The sequence below is a fragment of the Pseudomonas sp. NS1(2017) genome, assembly GCF_002269425.1.
Lineage (GTDB): Bacteria > Pseudomonadota > Gammaproteobacteria > Pseudomonadales > Pseudomonadaceae > Aquipseudomonas > Aquipseudomonas reactans.
Genome location: NZ_CP022960.1, coordinates 2,467,974 through 2,482,736, shown reverse-complemented (window position 1 = coordinate 2,482,736; position 14,763 = coordinate 2,467,974). Strand labels below are relative to the sequence as shown.

At 61.5% G+C, this 14,763-nt stretch carries 14 protein-coding genes; 9 read left to right on the top strand and 5 right to left on the bottom strand.

Features of this window, described 5'->3' with window-relative positions; all coding sequences use genetic code 11:
- The first annotated feature begins 12 nt into the window (after positions 1–12).
- The 4 genes from CI807_RS11770 to CI807_RS11750 all read left to right on the top strand — a co-directional run bounded on the left by CI807_RS11770 (position 13) and on the right by CI807_RS11750 (position 3,780).
- On the top strand, positions 13–669 hold the full coding sequence (locus CI807_RS11770) for an alginate O-acetyltransferase AlgF (RefSeq protein ID WP_021491856.1): 657 nt from the start codon (positions 13–15) through the stop codon (positions 667–669).
- Between the two features lie 223 nt (positions 670–892).
- Positions 893–2,344: a mannose-1-phosphate guanylyltransferase/mannose-6-phosphate isomerase gene (locus CI807_RS11760; RefSeq protein WP_028618920.1), complete on the top strand. Its 1,452-nt coding sequence runs from the start codon at positions 893–895 to the stop codon at positions 2,342–2,344.
- Positions 2,345–2,488: 144 nt separating this feature from the next.
- Positions 2,489–2,953: a hypothetical protein gene (locus CI807_RS11755; protein ID WP_016978192.1), complete on the top strand. Its 465-nt coding sequence runs from the start codon at positions 2,489–2,491 to the stop codon at positions 2,951–2,953.
- A 14-nt stretch (positions 2,954–2,967) separates the two neighbouring features.
- The gene (locus CI807_RS11750) at positions 2,968–3,780 is read left to right on the top strand and encodes an SDR family oxidoreductase (protein ID WP_095014769.1); all 813 of its coding nucleotides are present in this window, start codon (positions 2,968–2,970) and stop codon (positions 3,778–3,780) included.
- On the opposite strand, the gene CI807_RS11745 is transcribed toward CI807_RS11750, so the two are convergent.
- A complete protein-coding gene (locus CI807_RS11745; protein WP_095014768.1) occupies positions 3,777–4,634 on the bottom strand; it encodes a LysR family transcriptional regulator in 858 nt (285 codons plus the stop codon). The two genes, CI807_RS11750 and CI807_RS11745, sit on opposite strands and share 4 nt — an antisense overlap.
- A 111-nt stretch (positions 4,635–4,745) precedes the next feature.
- On the opposite strand from CI807_RS11745, the gene CI807_RS11740 reads away from it, so the two are divergent.
- The 3 genes from CI807_RS11740 (at position 4,746) to CI807_RS11730 (ending at position 7,753) form a co-directional block, all read left to right on the top strand.
- Positions 4,746–5,930, top strand: a complete 1,185-nt coding sequence (locus CI807_RS11740) for an MFS transporter (RefSeq protein ID WP_095014767.1) — start codon at positions 4,746–4,748, stop codon at positions 5,928–5,930.
- Positions 5,927–6,328 (top strand): DUF4440 domain-containing protein, encoded by a 402-nt coding sequence (locus tag CI807_RS11735; protein WP_095014766.1) that lies wholly within the window; start codon positions 5,927–5,929, stop codon positions 6,326–6,328. The genes CI807_RS11740 and CI807_RS11735 overlap by 4 nt, the downstream gene beginning before the upstream one ends.
- Before the next feature lie 135 nt (positions 6,329–6,463).
- Entirely contained in the window at positions 6,464–7,753 is a 1,290-nt protein-coding gene (locus CI807_RS11730; protein WP_095014765.1) for a hypothetical protein, read from the top strand.
- Positions 7,754–7,767: 14 nt separating this feature from the next.
- Here the strand turns inward: CI807_RS11730 and CI807_RS11725 are convergent, their stop codons facing one another.
- The 4 genes from CI807_RS11725 to CI807_RS11710 are packed head-to-tail and all read right to left on the bottom strand — an operon-like array spanning position 7,768 to position 12,524.
- Positions 7,768–8,625: an HlyD family secretion protein gene (locus tag CI807_RS11725; protein ID WP_095014764.1), complete on the bottom strand. Its 858-nt coding sequence runs from the start codon at positions 8,623–8,625 to the stop codon at positions 7,768–7,770.
- 9 nt (positions 8,626–8,634) lie between these two features.
- Positions 8,635–8,835 carry a DUF1656 domain-containing protein gene (locus CI807_RS11720; RefSeq protein WP_012722318.1) on the bottom strand — a complete coding sequence of 67 codons (201 nt, stop codon included), beginning with the start codon at positions 8,833–8,835 and terminating at the stop codon, positions 8,635–8,637.
- Complete coding sequence (locus CI807_RS11715) at positions 8,825–11,002, bottom strand: FUSC family protein (RefSeq protein WP_095014763.1); 2,178 nt, start codon at positions 11,000–11,002, stop codon at positions 8,825–8,827. Before CI807_RS11715 ends, CI807_RS11720 begins: the two co-directional genes overlap by 11 nt.
- 10 nt (positions 11,003–11,012) lie before the next feature.
- A complete protein-coding gene (locus tag CI807_RS11710) occupies positions 11,013–12,524 on the bottom strand; it encodes an efflux transporter outer membrane subunit (protein WP_095014762.1) in 1,512 nt (503 codons plus the stop codon).
- A 182-nt stretch (positions 12,525–12,706) separates the two neighbouring features.
- Between CI807_RS11710 and CI807_RS11705 the strand changes: the two genes are divergently transcribed.
- Together CI807_RS11705 and CI807_RS11700 are read left to right on the top strand one after the other, a co-directional pair.
- The gene (locus CI807_RS11705) at positions 12,707–13,675 is read left to right on the top strand and encodes a LysR family transcriptional regulator (RefSeq protein ID WP_016974978.1); all 969 of its coding nucleotides are present in this window, start codon (positions 12,707–12,709) and stop codon (positions 13,673–13,675) included.
- 62 nt (positions 13,676–13,737) lie between these two features.
- A complete protein-coding gene (locus CI807_RS11700) occupies positions 13,738–14,712 on the top strand; it encodes a D-glycerate dehydrogenase (protein WP_095014761.1) in 975 nt (324 codons plus the stop codon).
- The last annotated feature ends 51 nt before the right edge of the window (positions 14,713–14,763 follow it).

Genomic DNA, 14,763 nt, shown 5'->3' with positions numbered 1-14,763 from the left:
GAGGTAACTCACATGACTTTCACTACAACTCCTCGTCGTCTCGCTAAAACCCTGGCTATCGCAGCAGGCCTGAGCTTCGTATCGATGTCCGCCTTCGCCGGTGGCGACGCCGCCCTCTACGGCCCGACCGCGCCAAAAGGCTCGAGCTTCGTGCGCATCTATAACGCCAGCAACCAGGAAGTCAGCGCCACCGTCGGCGCCACCAACCTGAGCGACGTTGCGCCACTGGCCAGCAGCGACTTCAGCTTCATGCCTGGCGGTGACTACAGCGCCAAGGTCGGCAGCCAGACCGTGCCGGTCAAACTCGCCGCCGACCACTACTACACCCTGGTCAACAGCGGCAGCGGCCAGCCCCAACTAATCGAAGAGCCACCGTTCAAGAACAAGCAGAAATCCCTGGTGCGCGTGCAGAACCTCAGCGACAAGGCCCTGACCTTGAAGACGGCTGATGGCAAGACCGATGTGGTCAAGGCCGTTGCTGCCAAAGGGCGTGGCGAGCGCGAGATCAACCCGGTGAAGGTGAGCCTGGCGTTGTATGACGGCGACAAGAAAGTCGGCGACGTGAAGCCAGTGGCCCTGGAGCGTGGTGAGGCAGCGGTGCTGTACGTCACCGGTTCCGGTTCGAGCCTGTCGCCTGTCTGGGTGAAACGCCCTGTGTCGACCCGCTAAACCATTTTCCGGACTGACGGCTACCCACTGTAGGAGCGAGCTTGCTCGCGAAAATCGCCAACGATAACGCGGGCATTCTGAATGTACGCGGTGTCTGGAAGTGCTTCGCGAGCAAGCTCGCTCCTACAGGGGATCGAGACGTCAGTTCGGACCGAGACAAAAACAAGAGTGAAACGACAAACCTTCGTAGCTCTGACCCAAATCGATTCAAGGAGAAACACCCATGATTCCAGTTATCCTTTCCGGTGGTAGCGGCTCACGTCTTTGGCCGCTTTCCCGTAAACAGTTCCCTAAACAATTCCTGGCCCTGACCGGCGAGCACACACTGTTCCAGCAAACCCTGGAACGCCTGGTGTTTGAAGGTATGGACGCTCCGATCGTGGTCTGCAACAAGGACCACCGTTTTATCGTCAACGAGCAACTGGCCGCGCGCAAGCTGGAAAGCCAGCGCATCCTGATGGAGCCGTTCGGCCGCAACACCGCGCCGGCCGTGGCTCTCACCGCGATGATGCTGGTCAATGAAGGCCGCGACGAGCTGATGCTGGTGCTGCCCGCCGACCACGTGATCGACGACCAGAAAGCCCTGCAACGCGCGCTGGCCCTGGCCACCGTGGCCGCCGAGCGTGGCGAGATGGTGCTGTTCGGCGTACCGGCGACTCGTCCGGAAACCGGTTATGGCTACATCAAGTCCACCAACGATTCGCTGCTGCCCGAGGGCGTGAGCCGCGTCGAGCAGTTCGTGGAAAAACCCAATGAAAAACGCGCTGTCGAGTTCGTCAAAAGCGGCGGGTATTTCTGGAACAGCGGCATGTTCCTGTTCCGCGCCAGCCGCTTCCTCGAAGAGCTGAAAAAGCACGATCCGGACATCTACGACACCTGCCTGCTGACGCTTGAGCGCAGCGAACAGACCGCTGACACCGTGACCTTCGACGAAGCCACCTTCGCCTGCTGTCCGGACAACTCCATCGACTACGCCGTGATGGAAAAAACCCAGCGCGCCTGCGTGGTACCGCTGAGCGCCGGCTGGAGCGACGTCGGTTGCTGGGCCTCGCTGTGGGCCGTCAACGACAAAGACGTGCACGGCAATGTGAGCAAGGGCGACGTGGTGATCCAGGACAGCCGCAACTGCATGATCCATGGCAACGGCAAACTGGTGTCGGTGATCGGCCTGGATAACATCGTGGTGGTGGAAACCAAGGACGCGATGATGATTGCCCACAAGGACAAGGTCCAGGGCGTCAAGCAGATGGTCAACACCCTGAACGACCAGGGCCGCAGCGAAACCCAGAACCACTGCGAAGTCTATCGTCCGTGGGGCTCCTACGACTCGGTGGACATGGGCGGGCGTTTCCAGGTCAAGCACATCTCGGTCAAGCCGGGCGCGTGCCTGTCGCTGCAGATGCACCACCACCGTGCCGAACACTGGATCGTGGTCAGCGGCACCGCCGAAGTGACCTGCGACGAGAACGTGTTCCTGCTCACCGAGAACCAGTCCACCTACATCCCGATCGCTTCGGTGCACCGCCTGCGTAACCCGGGCAAGATCCCGTTGGAGATTATCGAGGTGCAATCGGGCAGCTATTTGGGTGAAGACGATATCGAGCGTTTTGAAGATATCTACGGTCGCTCGACGCCGGTTGAACGTGGCGTGTCGGTGAAAACTATCGCGCAGTAAAACAGTCGTACAAGAAGCCCTCGCCCAGCCCATTGCGTCCCCTATCCGCAGTGGGTTGGGTGGGGGCTTTTTCTTTGGGGCCGTGGTGATCAATCCCACCTACGCTTAAGTTAGGATGCTCATTCCCTACTTGAGGTGGTCTCCATGTTTTTCGGCGTTCTACTGATCATCACCTGGCTGATCCTGTTGCTGCGCTACCCCGCCAAGGCACTGCCCGTGTCCCTCGCGGCCGCCGTGGGCTTGGGTTTCGTCGCGATCTGGGTGGTGTGGCTGGACAGCCGGGAAGCCTCGCAACTGGCGCGCCTGGAACTGCGCATCAGCTACGCCCCGCAGGAATGCCCCGCCGATCGTCCACTGAAACTGGTCCTGAACAACGGCAATGACGTGCCCCTCACCGAGCTGCGTTGGCGCGTCGCTGCCTATGCGCCGGGCGACACGGTCAACCTGGCCGACAACGTCTACGCCGCCCCACGCTATCGCGGGCCCGGCGAGTTGCAGGCTGGCGCCACCTGGGACGATTGCCTGCCCACTCCGCCCTTGCGCCCCGGCTACCGCCCGCAAACCCTGGAATTTCGAGCCGAGCACCTGCAAGGCAGTTTTTCGGACTGACAAAGGATTGATCCATGCCCAACGTACTCATCACCGGTTGTTCCAGCGGCATTGGCCGCGCGCTGGCGGATGCCTTCAAAGCAACCGGCCATACCGTCTGGGCCAGCGCCCGCCGCCCGGAAGACGTCGCCGCCCTCGCCGCTGCAGGCTTTAATGCCGTCGAACTGGACGTCAACGACAGCGCCGCTTTGCAACGGCTGGCCGAACAACTGGGCGAATTGGACGTACTGGTCAACAACGCCGGTTATGGCGCCATGGGTCCGTTGCTCGACGGCGGCACCGAGGCGATGCAACGCCAATTCGAGACCAATGTGTTTTCCATCGTCGGTGTAACCCAGGCGCTGTTCCCGGCCCTGCGGCGCAGCAAGGGATTGGTGGTGAATATCGGCAGTGTTTCCGGTGTGCTGGTAACGCCGTTTGCGGGGGCCTATTGCGCGTCAAAAGCCGCCGTGCATGCCTTGAGCGACGCGCTGCGCATGGAACTAGCGCCGTTTGGCGTGCGGGTCATGGAAGTGCAACCCGGTGCCATCAATACACACTTCGCAAAAAATGCCGGTGCCCAGGCCGAACTGTTGATCAATGAACAATCGCCATGGTGGCCGTTGCGCGACGGCATCCGTGCGCGCAGCCAGGCTTCCCAGGACAAGCCAACGCCGGCCAATGTGTTTGCTGAGGATGTATTGAAGGCGGTGCAACAACCACAACCGCCCCGTCTGCTGCGCTCGGGCAATGGTAGCCGCGCGTTACCGTTGATGGCGGCGTTGTTGCCCAAAGGGTTGTTGGAGAAGGTGTTGAAGAAACGCTTCGGGCTGGCCGGTTCGCTCTAACCCTTCATAAAGTCAATAAACGCCCGCACCTTCAGGGGCAAATGTCGGGTGTCCGGATACATCGCGTAGATCCCTTGCGGGGCAAAGCGATGGTCCGGCAACAGGCGCACTAATCGTCCGGCGTCCAGGTCATCCTGCACCAGCCATTGCGGCAACACCGCCACACCGTGCCCCCGCACGGCGAAGGCTTGGAGAACGGCTGCGCTGTCAGCGACTAGCGACGCATGGCCGGGGCGATAAGAATGTTCGCCGCCTTGTGGATCGGTCACGCTCAACTCCGTCAATCGGCTATGTCCCAGCTTGGGCAACTGCTCCAAGTCATCCAACGTATTAACCCCACTAAACTGTGGCGCCGCCACAGCGAACACATCGAACGTCGACAACTGCACCGCACGGTGATTGGAATCCACCAGGCTTCCCAACCGAATCGCCACGTCAAAACGCTCGGAGATCAAGTCTGCATGGGTCGAGGACGTGGATAAGTGGATGTTCAGGTCTGGATGCAGGCGGCGAAAGGCTTCGACCGCCGGGGCAACCACGGCCAATGCGTATTCCACAGTAGTAGTGATGCGCAGCGTGCCTTTGAGTTGGGCATGTTCCGAACGCGCCTCTTCCACCGCCAATCGTGCTTCTTCGAGCATGCGTGTGCAGCGCAGGTAGAAGCGCTCGCCGGCATCGGTCAGGGCCAGTTGACGGGTGTTGCGGGTCAGCAGAGTGACGCCCAGTTCCGCTTCCAGACGCTTGAGGTTGAAGCTGACCACGGCGCGGGTCTGGCCCAACAGGTCGGCGGCAGCGGTGAGCGAGCCGGCCTCGACCACGGCTTTGAAGGTGTCGAATCGGTCCAGGCTGACCATCGGCGGCACCCTCCTTTGTCAAAATATTTTTGACAAAGTAACAGGCAAACCGACGTTTCCCAAACAGCACGACCCGCCTACCCTGCCCGCTTCACTCGCTGGATCACACTCATGACCTACCGCTCGAAAGTCGCCTGGATCTTTTTGCTGGGCTTCGCCCTGGACCTGGTGAACATGTTTGTCGCCACGGTCGCCTACCCGGATATCGCCCGCGACCTGCATGCCTCGGTCACGCAATTGGCATGGATCAGCAATGCCTACCTGCTCGGCCTCACCGTGATCATTCCGCTCAGTGTCTGGTTGGCTGCGGTGATGGGGGAGCGAACTCTGATCGCGGCAAGCCTGTTGCTGTTCGCCGGGGCGTCGGTGATGGTGGGCCAGGCGAGTTCGATTGAAACACTGATCGGCTGGCGTGCCCTGCAAGGGCTGGGTGGTGGCTTGCTGATTCCCGTCGGGCAGGCCATGGCTTACCGGCATTTCCCGGCGGCTGAACGCAGCCAACTGACAGCGCAAGTGATGTCGGTGGCATTGCTGGTGCCGGCGCTGTCACCGGCGCTGGGTGGTTTGATTGTCGACAACGTGTCGTGGCGCTGGATCTTCTACGCCAATCTGCCACTGGCGTTGATGACCCTGCTGCTGACCATGCTGTGGATAAAACCTGACAGGCCGTCGAGCCGTCGTGTGCCATTGGACGTGGGCAGTATTTTCCAACAGATGCGCAGCCCGATGCTGCGCACCGCGATGCTGATCTACCTGTGCATCCCCGGCGTGTTCATCGGCACCAGCCTCATCGCCATACTCTATCTTCGCGGCCTCGGGTACGACGCCACACAGACCGGCGCCTTGATGCTGCCGTGGGCACTGGCGTCGGCACTGGCGATTTTCCTCAGCAAGAAACTGTTCAACCGCTGTGGGCCCAAGCCTTTGTTGCTGACGGGCATGGCGCTGCAATGCGTCGGCATCCTGTTGCTCCACGCGCCAGCCCTGATTATTCCAGCCTATCTGTTGATGGGCTTGGGCGGCAGCCTGTGCAGCAGCACCGCGCAGACCCTGGCTTTTCTCGATATTCCCGGCGAACGCATGGGCCACGCCAGCGCCCTGTGGAACATCAATCGACAACTGAGTTTCTGCCTGGGCGCGGCGGCGTTGAGTGCATTGCTGTCGGCCTTGGATTCCTTCGCTATAACCTTCACGATGGCGGCAGCCCTCACCCTGTTGCCTCTTTTTGCGGTGCTACGTCTGGATATGTCCCGAATACGCGCACTGCTTCACCCTGCCAGCGAGCCTCCCCCATGATCGATTACAGCGACTTTTTTGAAGAAGTGATCCAGACCCATGTCGAGATCGAACAATGGTTTGCCGGCGTTGCGCCCGAAGGTACCTTGCAGAACCTGCTCGCGCGCTTCTCCCCGGAATTCAGCATGGTTGCCCCGGCGACCGGCGCACGGGTGAATGCAGCCGGGGTCAACGCCCTGTTCACGCGCTTGGGCGGCATGCGCCCGGGGTTGAAAATCACCTTGAGCGAGATGGCCGGCATCGATCGCCATGCACGTGGCGCCACGGTGACTTACCGGGAACATCAAATCGACGACAGCGGTACCCAGACTGACCGCCGTGCCACAGTAGTTTTCGAAAAGCAGGCGAGTGGCGCGCTCTTGTGGCGTCATCTGCATGAGACCTACACGACCGCATAATGGCGACCTGACACCTGTCAGAGTTGACAGTAGACCCGGTATTACACCGGGGCCAGACTGGGTCATCGTTGCATGGGTTGACTTCGTACCCTGCCCATGCAGCCAAGTCCCTCTGACCCATGACGGAATACCAAAATGCCTACCACACAACCTGGTACTCCAGATCCAGCCTTCGGCACCCTTGGCGAAGCCGCCCTGGCCAAGATCGTAGAAGAGCACCCCGAGCTGGTCGTTCGACACCACATCAAAGGGCTGACAACCGATCAAGACGGTAACGTTCTATTCAGCGCCAGCTTTTACGCTGACGCCGGTTACATATATGGTTTGGGCCGCCTGGACGCCAAGGGCAACCTTGATAAAAAATTCGGAAACAACGGGCTGGTTTTCGACAGGTTCCTGCCCGGTTTACCCGCCGGAGGTTCAGGGCTGACGGTTCAGCACGATGGAAAAATCCTCATGCTTGGCTGGACATGGCCTACACCAAACGATCCATGGGCGGCCTTGGCCATCGCACGCTTCAACAGTCGGGGCAATCTCGATACGGGTTTTGCCGAGAATGGAGTGCGTGTTCTAACAACCCATTTAGACGACGAGTTGATAGAAGACTCGCCCACCGTGCACGAGCAGCCTGATGGATACATTCTGATCACCGCCAATTACTTAAAGCGTGGTAACACCGAGTTGACGACCGGCACGCTGTTTCGCCTGCGACCAGACGGAGTGTTGGACAACAGTTTTAACCGCGATGGCAGGCTTGACTTCAAACTGACCGACCCCACTGCTGCCACGGCCATCAACGCCTGCATCAGCCAGGGCAGCGATCACAAAATCGTGATTGCCGGTCATGCCCGTCTCGCCCCAGGGCTCAATACTGCCCTGTTCGCCCGGTTCAACCATGACGGTACGCTGGACGCCAGGTTTGGCAATTTTCAGACACCTGGCTTTCACTACGTTGTGGATGAGAACGTTGACGATCACGCCAGCCTCAACGACCTCACGCAACGAGCAGACAGCAGCCTCGTTGGCGCTGGCCAAGTCGGCCAGGACGCTGCCGATACCAGGACCAGAGGGTTACTGCGCGCCATAACGCCCAACGGCGCAGCGCATCAACTGTTCAATAACGGCAAGCCCCTGGTCAGCCAATTCGAGAGCTCGCGCGACAATGGCTGGCAGTGCATCATGAGCACCCGCACGGGACAGCTTGTCACGGCCTCAACGGGCAGGGGGATCTATGTCGCCCAATTCAATGCCGATGGCAGGCTGAACCTGGCTTTCAACAACCTGGGCTACAACTACATTGACTCTGCAGTCGTAACCAAACCGGTGTCATTGACGGAGCGGGGAGACCAGCGAGTGATCGTAGCCGCAAACATCACGGGTGTTGATCCTGACGGCTTGGGCGTTTTGCGTGGTTACTTCGGCTAAACACCCGCCTCGATTCAACGAGCAGGGCCAACGATCACGGTGCAGGTAATCCCCGCCGCCAACAAAACCCCTTCCGGCACCTCATCGATATGAATCCGCACCGGCACCCGCTGGGCCAGGCGCACCCAGTTGAAGGTCGGGTTCACATCGGCAATCAGTTCGCGGCTTTCGGGGTTGTCGCGGTCGTAGATGCCGCGCGAGATGCTTTCCACATGGCCCTTCAAGGTCTCGCCGCTCATCAACTGCATATCGGCTTTATCACCGACCTTGACGTGGGGCAGCTTGGTTTCTTCGAAGAAGCCATAGACCCAGAACGAGTTCATATCCACCACGGCCATCTTGGCTTCGCCGATGCGGGCGTAGTCGCCGCGATGCACATTGAGGTTGGTGACGTAACCATCGACCGCCGCCACCACTTGGGTGCGTTTCAGGTTGAGTTCGGCTGCTTCCAGTTGCGCCAGCGCGTGTTGGTAATCTGCCAGTGCCGAGTCGGCGATGTTGCTGGCGTCGTCGCGGTTTTCCCTGGAAATCACCAGCGCATCGAGGTCAGCCCGACGGTGAGCATTGACCTTGCGCATTTCCCAGGTGGCCTTGCGCGACGCCACCAGCGATTGCGCCTGTTTGACCGCAATGCGGTAGTGCTCGGGGTCGATCTGCATCAACAGGTCGCCCTTTTTGACCAACTGGTTGTCACGCACCGGCACGTCGACCACTTCGCCGGTGACGTCGGCGGCGACGTTGATGATATCGGCACGCACACGCCCGTCGCGGGTCCACGGGGTTTCCATGTAGTGCACCCACAACGTGCGGCCAATCCAGATGGCCAAGGCCAGTACCAGCAAGGTCGCGAGCAGGCTGAAAAACTTTTTCATCGGGGCATCTCAACGGTAGACGGTCAGCGCCAGGGCGCCGAACAGGCAAACGAACAGGCTCAGGCGCAGCAACGCCGGGTGCCAGAAAAAACGGTACAGGTCGAAGCCGGCCAGGAAGCGATCAAGCGCCCAGGCCAATACGGCTGCGATCAGGAACATCAGGGTCATGGTCGGCATGTACACGCCGTGGAAGGCGATTTCACGGGGCATGCGGGGGTCCTTTTAGAGCAGCCAGCGGCGATTGCGGGTCCAGCAGCGAGGTGCGGATAAAGTGCAGGTAGCTTTTCACCCGGCGCAGGGCCGAGGTGTCGAAGTGCGGGGCGAAAGGTTCGTCGGTGGCCTGCACGCGGCTGATCGCATGGTCGACGGCGATCAGGCCACGCTCCAGGTTGCTCGCGCTGGGTTGCAGGAACAGCCGCACCAGCGAGCGGCCCATCACGCGGATCGCCTGGCGCCACGGCTGGGATTCGGCGTACGCCGGATGCACCGGCAGAATCGCCTGTTCCTTGCGCAGTTCGATAATCGCGTGGCCGACTTCCAGCACCACGAACATCCAGCGCAGCAGGTCGCGCTGCACTTGCGGCTGGCCGACGGCAAGACCGTAGGCCTGGTGCAGCAAATCGCGGGTACGGCTTTCGAAACTCGACGCCAAGCCCTTGAGCTTGCCGCTGATCGCATACACCACTTGTTCGCGCAGATCCTGCTCCAAACGACGCCATAGCCAGCGACTGTTGGGCGGCAGGATGATCGCCCCTGCCGCTGCGCAAACCAGCATGCCGATGACCATGGCGATGTAGTCGTTGATGAAGGTGTAGGGGTTATAGATCGTCAGGTTGTCCGGCACCGAGCCGGTGCTGAAGAAGATCAGCAGCCCCACGCCGACACCCGCGTATTGCGGACGCGAAGCGAGGAACGCGCCAAAGATGATCACCGGGGCAAGCATCACGCACAGCAGTGGGAAGCCGTCGATAAAGGGGAATACGAAGAACATTTCGACAAAGCCGACCAACGCGCCGATCAAGGTTCCGCACGCCATCTGGAACGCCATGCGTTTTGGGTTCGGCGTGGCGGCGGACAAGCCCACGGTGGCAGCGGCGATCAGGGTCATGGTCGCGCCGCTGGGCCAGGCGGTGGCTACCCAATAGCTGCCCAAGACGATGAGGATGAATGACGCGCGGATCCCCGAGGCAGCGCACGCCAGCCAGTTGGTCTTGGGGATGAAGGTTTCGTCCCACTGCTCGCGCGCATGGCTGTGATCCGCCAGGGACGCGTGGGTTTGCGCGTAGTTATGCAGGTCGTCGACAAAACGGTAGAGCAGTTCGTAGGCGGTGTGGAAATCCAACTGCTCGGCTTCACTCGAGTGCTCTGCCTGAAAGGCCGCACGCAGGCTGCGGACCTTGGCGGGCAGGCCGTCCTTGTAAGCACTGAGTTGGTTGACCAGGCGCGCTGCATCCGGGCTGGTGAGCGCACGGCCGGAGAAGCCGTCGAGCACTTCAGCAAGGTCTTGCAGCCCAGGCTTGATAGCCGCGACCACATGGTCCGCTTCATCGGTGCGCAAGCGCTCCAGCAACTGGTGCAAGGCATTGAAGCGTGTGGTGATGCTCATGAATTCGCTGTTGAGGCGACTGAGCCGGCCGTTGCGCCGACGCATGTGTGGGTCTTCAAACACCGTCACACTGCGCAGCCCTTCCAGGCCCACCGCTTCGGCGATAAAACGCACATTGCTGGCTTCGAAACCTTCGCGCTGGCTGCGCCCACGCAGGCCATCGGTAACGAACAGCGCAAACACGCCGAAGCGCTGGTACAAGGCGTTGCGCATGGCGGCGCTGCTGGTTTGCGGCAGGATCGCGGCGCTGACCAGGGTGGAACATAGAATCCCCAGGGAGATTTCCAGCACCCGCCACACCGCCGCCATGAAAGCGCCGTCCGGATGCGCCAGGGCCGGCAAACCGACCATCGCCGCCGTATAACCGGCCAGCACAAAACCATAGGCGCGAAAGTTGCGATTGCGCGTCGCGCCGGCGGTGCAGATGCCGACCCAGATCGCCAGCGCACCGAGGAACAACTCGGTGTTCTGCGCAAACAGGGCAATCAACAACACCATCACCGCCGACCCCGCCAGGGTGCCGAGGAAGCGATAGAAGCTCTTGGCGAACACCTGACCGCTCTGCGGCTGCATCACGATGAACACCGTGATCATCGCCGTGCGTGGTTGCGGCAGTTCCAGGCGCATGGCCAGCCACAGCGTGAGGAACGCGGCGATCAGCACCTTGAAGATATACACCCAGGTCACGCCGTCGCTGCGTGCCCAGTCGAAAAAGCCACGGCGCCACTCAAGGGAATGCAGCCAGCGCAGCGGTGCAGGCAAGGGAGTCATCGGATCCTACTCAGTGATCAAACACGGCCAGCGCCGCCGGGGTCTTGCTCGGGAGGGTCTTGGCGTCTTGCGGCACATCGTTGCCGGCGCCGAGGCCGCCGCCCAGGGCCGTCACCAGTTCGGCGTGGGCACTCAGGCGAGCGGCCTGTACCTGTTGCTCGATCTGTTGCTGATGAAACAGCAAGGTCTGCGCATTCAGGACATTGAGGTAATCGGTAAGGCCGCGTTGATAGGCGATCATCGCGATGTCATAGGTTTTCTGCGCCGAAGCCACCGATTGCGCGGCGAAGGTCGCTTGCTTGTCCATGGATTCGCGGCGAATCAATTGGTCGCTGATGCCCTTGAGCGCATTGACCAGGGTCTGGTTGTAGCGCGCCACGGCGATGTCATAACCGGCACTGGCCTCGCCCAGTTCCGCACGCAGACGGCCACCGTCGAAGATCGGCAAGGTGATCGCAGGTCCCACGTTGTAGTTGAATTTCTTGCCCGCCAGGAATTCCAGCATGCCGCCACCGGTGGCCATGTAGCCGAGGCTGCCGACCAGGTCGACGTTGGGGTAGAAACCGGCGTGCGCCACATCGATACCACGGGCCTGGGCCGCGACTTGCCAGCGACTGGCGACCACGTCGGGGCGTTGGCCGAGCAACTGCGCGGGCAGGCTCGACGGCAATTTCAACGGTGCGGCCAGGGACAGGCTCGGGCGTTGCAACTGCGCGCCTTCCCCCGGGCCTTTGCCCGCCAGGGCCGCCAACTGGTTACGGCTCAGGGCGATCTCTTCGTCGAGGGCGTCCAGTTGGCGATGGGTTTCCGGCAACGGGGTTTCGGCCTGGCTGACGTCGAAGTGGGTGCCGATCCCGGCATTCAAGCGCTTGTTGGCCAGGTCGAGGATCTGTTGCTGTTGCGCCAGGGTCGCCGCGGCGATATCGCGGTTGGCGTAATGCAACGACAACTGGATATAGGCGCGCACCACGTTGTTCTGCAATTCGAGTTGGGCCTGGCGCGCCTCGGCGGCGCTCATGTGCGCCAGGTCGACGGCACGCTCGGTGGCATTGCTTTCGCGGCCCCACACGTCGAGGGCGTAGCTCAGGCCCAGGGACGTATTGTTGTCCCAGGTGTTGGCACCGCTCAGCTCGCCGGGACCATAGAACTGATCCTTCGGCCAGTTGTGGCGCTTGAGGGTGGTGTCGCTGTTAATCTGCAGCGACTCGGCAGACTCGGCAATCCCGGCCATGGCCCGCGCCTCACGCACTCGCGCGGCGGCCATGGCCAGGCTCGGGCTGTGTTGCGTGGCCAGCTCGACCCAGCGATTGAGTTGCGGGTCGCCGTAGGCTTGCCACCATTGCCCGGTGGGCCAGCGGGCGTCCTGGGCCGCGCTCTGGATGGCTTCGTCGGTGGCCAGGTGGTTGGCGTCGAGAGACTGGCCTTGTGGGGCGATTCCTCCGGTTCCGATGCAGCCGCTGATTGCTAACGATAAAGCCCAAACACTGAGAGTCTTAAGCTCTCTGCTGATGCGACGCGGCACGGCGAACGTATTCCTGAGAGGGTGGAGCGGGAAAGGTGGCGCAATTCTAGGCGGCGGCATGAAGGACGATAAGCTGGCATTCCTGTGAATCTTTGTTACCGTTCAGGCGATAATCCGTTGGTAGGGATCACTGGACGGCGTAACTTTCTGTCACAATTTGTTATCTCCCCTGAGAACACTCCATGGACACTTTGCAAAACATGCGCGCCTTCAGTTGCGTGGCCGAAGCCGGCAGCTTCACCGCCGCCGCCGTGCAACTGGATACCACCACGGCCAATGTGTCGCGCGCGGTCTCCAACCTTGAGGCCCATCTGCAAACCCGCTTGCTCAACCGCACCACCCGGCGCATCGCGCTGACCGAGGCCGGCAAACGTTATCTGCTGCGCTGCGAACAGATCCTGGCCTACGTCGAGGAAGCCGAGGCCGAAGCCAGCGACGCCCACGCGCGTCCCGCGGGGCAGTTGAAAGTGCACACCATGACCGGCATCGGCCAGCACTTCGTCATCGATGCGATTGCGCGCTACCGCCGTACCCACCCGGACGTGACCTTCGACCTGACCCTGGCCAACCGCGTGCCGGACCTGCTCGATGAGGGCTACGACGTGTCCATCGTGCTGGCCAGTGAGCTACCGGACTCAGGCTTCGTGTCCCAGCGCCTGGGCATCACCTACAGCATCGCCTGCGCCTCGCCGGATTACGTCAAGGCCAAAGGTTGTGCCCAGCGCCCACAGGACTTGCTCAACCACGCCTGCCTGCGCCTGGTCAGCCCGGTGATCCAGTTGGATAAATGGACCTTCAACGGCCCTGAAGGCCAGGAAAGCGTGGCGATCAACACCTCGCCGTTCTTGGTGAACTCGGCCGATGCGATGAAAACCGCGATCACCAGCGGCATGGGCGTCGGCCTGTTGCCGGTGTATGCCGCCATCGAGGGGCTGCGCAACGGCACCCTGGTGCGGGTGATGCCCAACTACCGTTCCCAGGAACTGAACCTGTACGCCATCTACCCGTCGCGCCAATACCTGGATGCGAAGATCAAGACCTGGGTGGAATACCTGCGCGGCTCGCTGCCGGAGATTCTGGCGGCGCACCAGGCGGAGTTGGTGGCGTACGAGTTGAGCGGCAGCCTCAGCGGCGTGCGGATGGCCAACTGACAAGCGGCAGCAGGAATGTTAGCGTGCTTGGCATTCTTCCGTAGTCGATGAGCCCGCCTGCAATGAAAAAGACTGTCCTCGCCTTCAGCCGCGTCACCCCGGAAATGATCGAACGCCTGCAACAGGACTTCGAGGTGATCGCGCCCAACCCCAAGCTGGGCGACCTCAACGCTCAATTCAATGAAGCCCTGCCCCACGCCCACGGCCTGATCGGCGTGGGCCGTAAGCTGGGGCGCGAGCAGTTGCAGGGCGCGAGCAAGCTGGAAGTGGTGTCCAGCGTGTCAGTGGGCTATGACAACTACGATGTGGCGTACTTCAACGAACGCGGGATCATGCTCACCAACACCCCCGACGTGCTCACCGAAAGCACCGCCGATCTGGCCTTCGCCCTGCTCATGAGCAGCGCCCGTCGGGTGGCCGAGCTGGACGCCTGGACCAAGGCCGGCCAGTGGAAAGCCAGCGTCGGCGCGCCGTTGTTCGGTTGCGACGTGCATGGCAAAACGCTGGGCATCGTCGGCATGGGCAACATCGGTGCGGCCGTGGCCCGGCGTGGGCGCCTGGGTTTCAACATGCCGATCCTGTACAGCGGCAACAGCCGCAAGCCGGCACTGGAGCAGGAACTGGGCGCACAGTTTCGCAGCCTGGATCAGTTGCTGGCCGAGGCGGATTTCGTGTGCCTGGTGGTGCCGTTGAGCGACAAGACCCGCCACCTGATCAGCACCCGCGAGCTGGGCTTGATGAAGTCCAGCGCGATTCTGATCAATATCTCCCGTGGCCCGGTAGTCGACGAGCCGGCGCTGATCGAAGCCCTGCAAAACCAGCGCATCCGTGGCGCCGGGCTGGATGTGTATGAGCAGGAGCCGCTGGCCGAGTCGCCGCTGTTCCAACTGAGTAACGCCGTGACTTTGCCGCACATCGGCTCGGCCACGAACGAAACCCGTGAAGCCATGGCCAACCGCGCCCTGGACAACCTGCGCAGCGCCCTGCTGGGCCAACGTCCGCAGGACCTGGTGAACCCGCAGGTGTGGAAGGGCTGACTTCAAGGGCCTGACCGTTCCCACTGTAGGAGCGAGCTTGCTCGCGAAAAA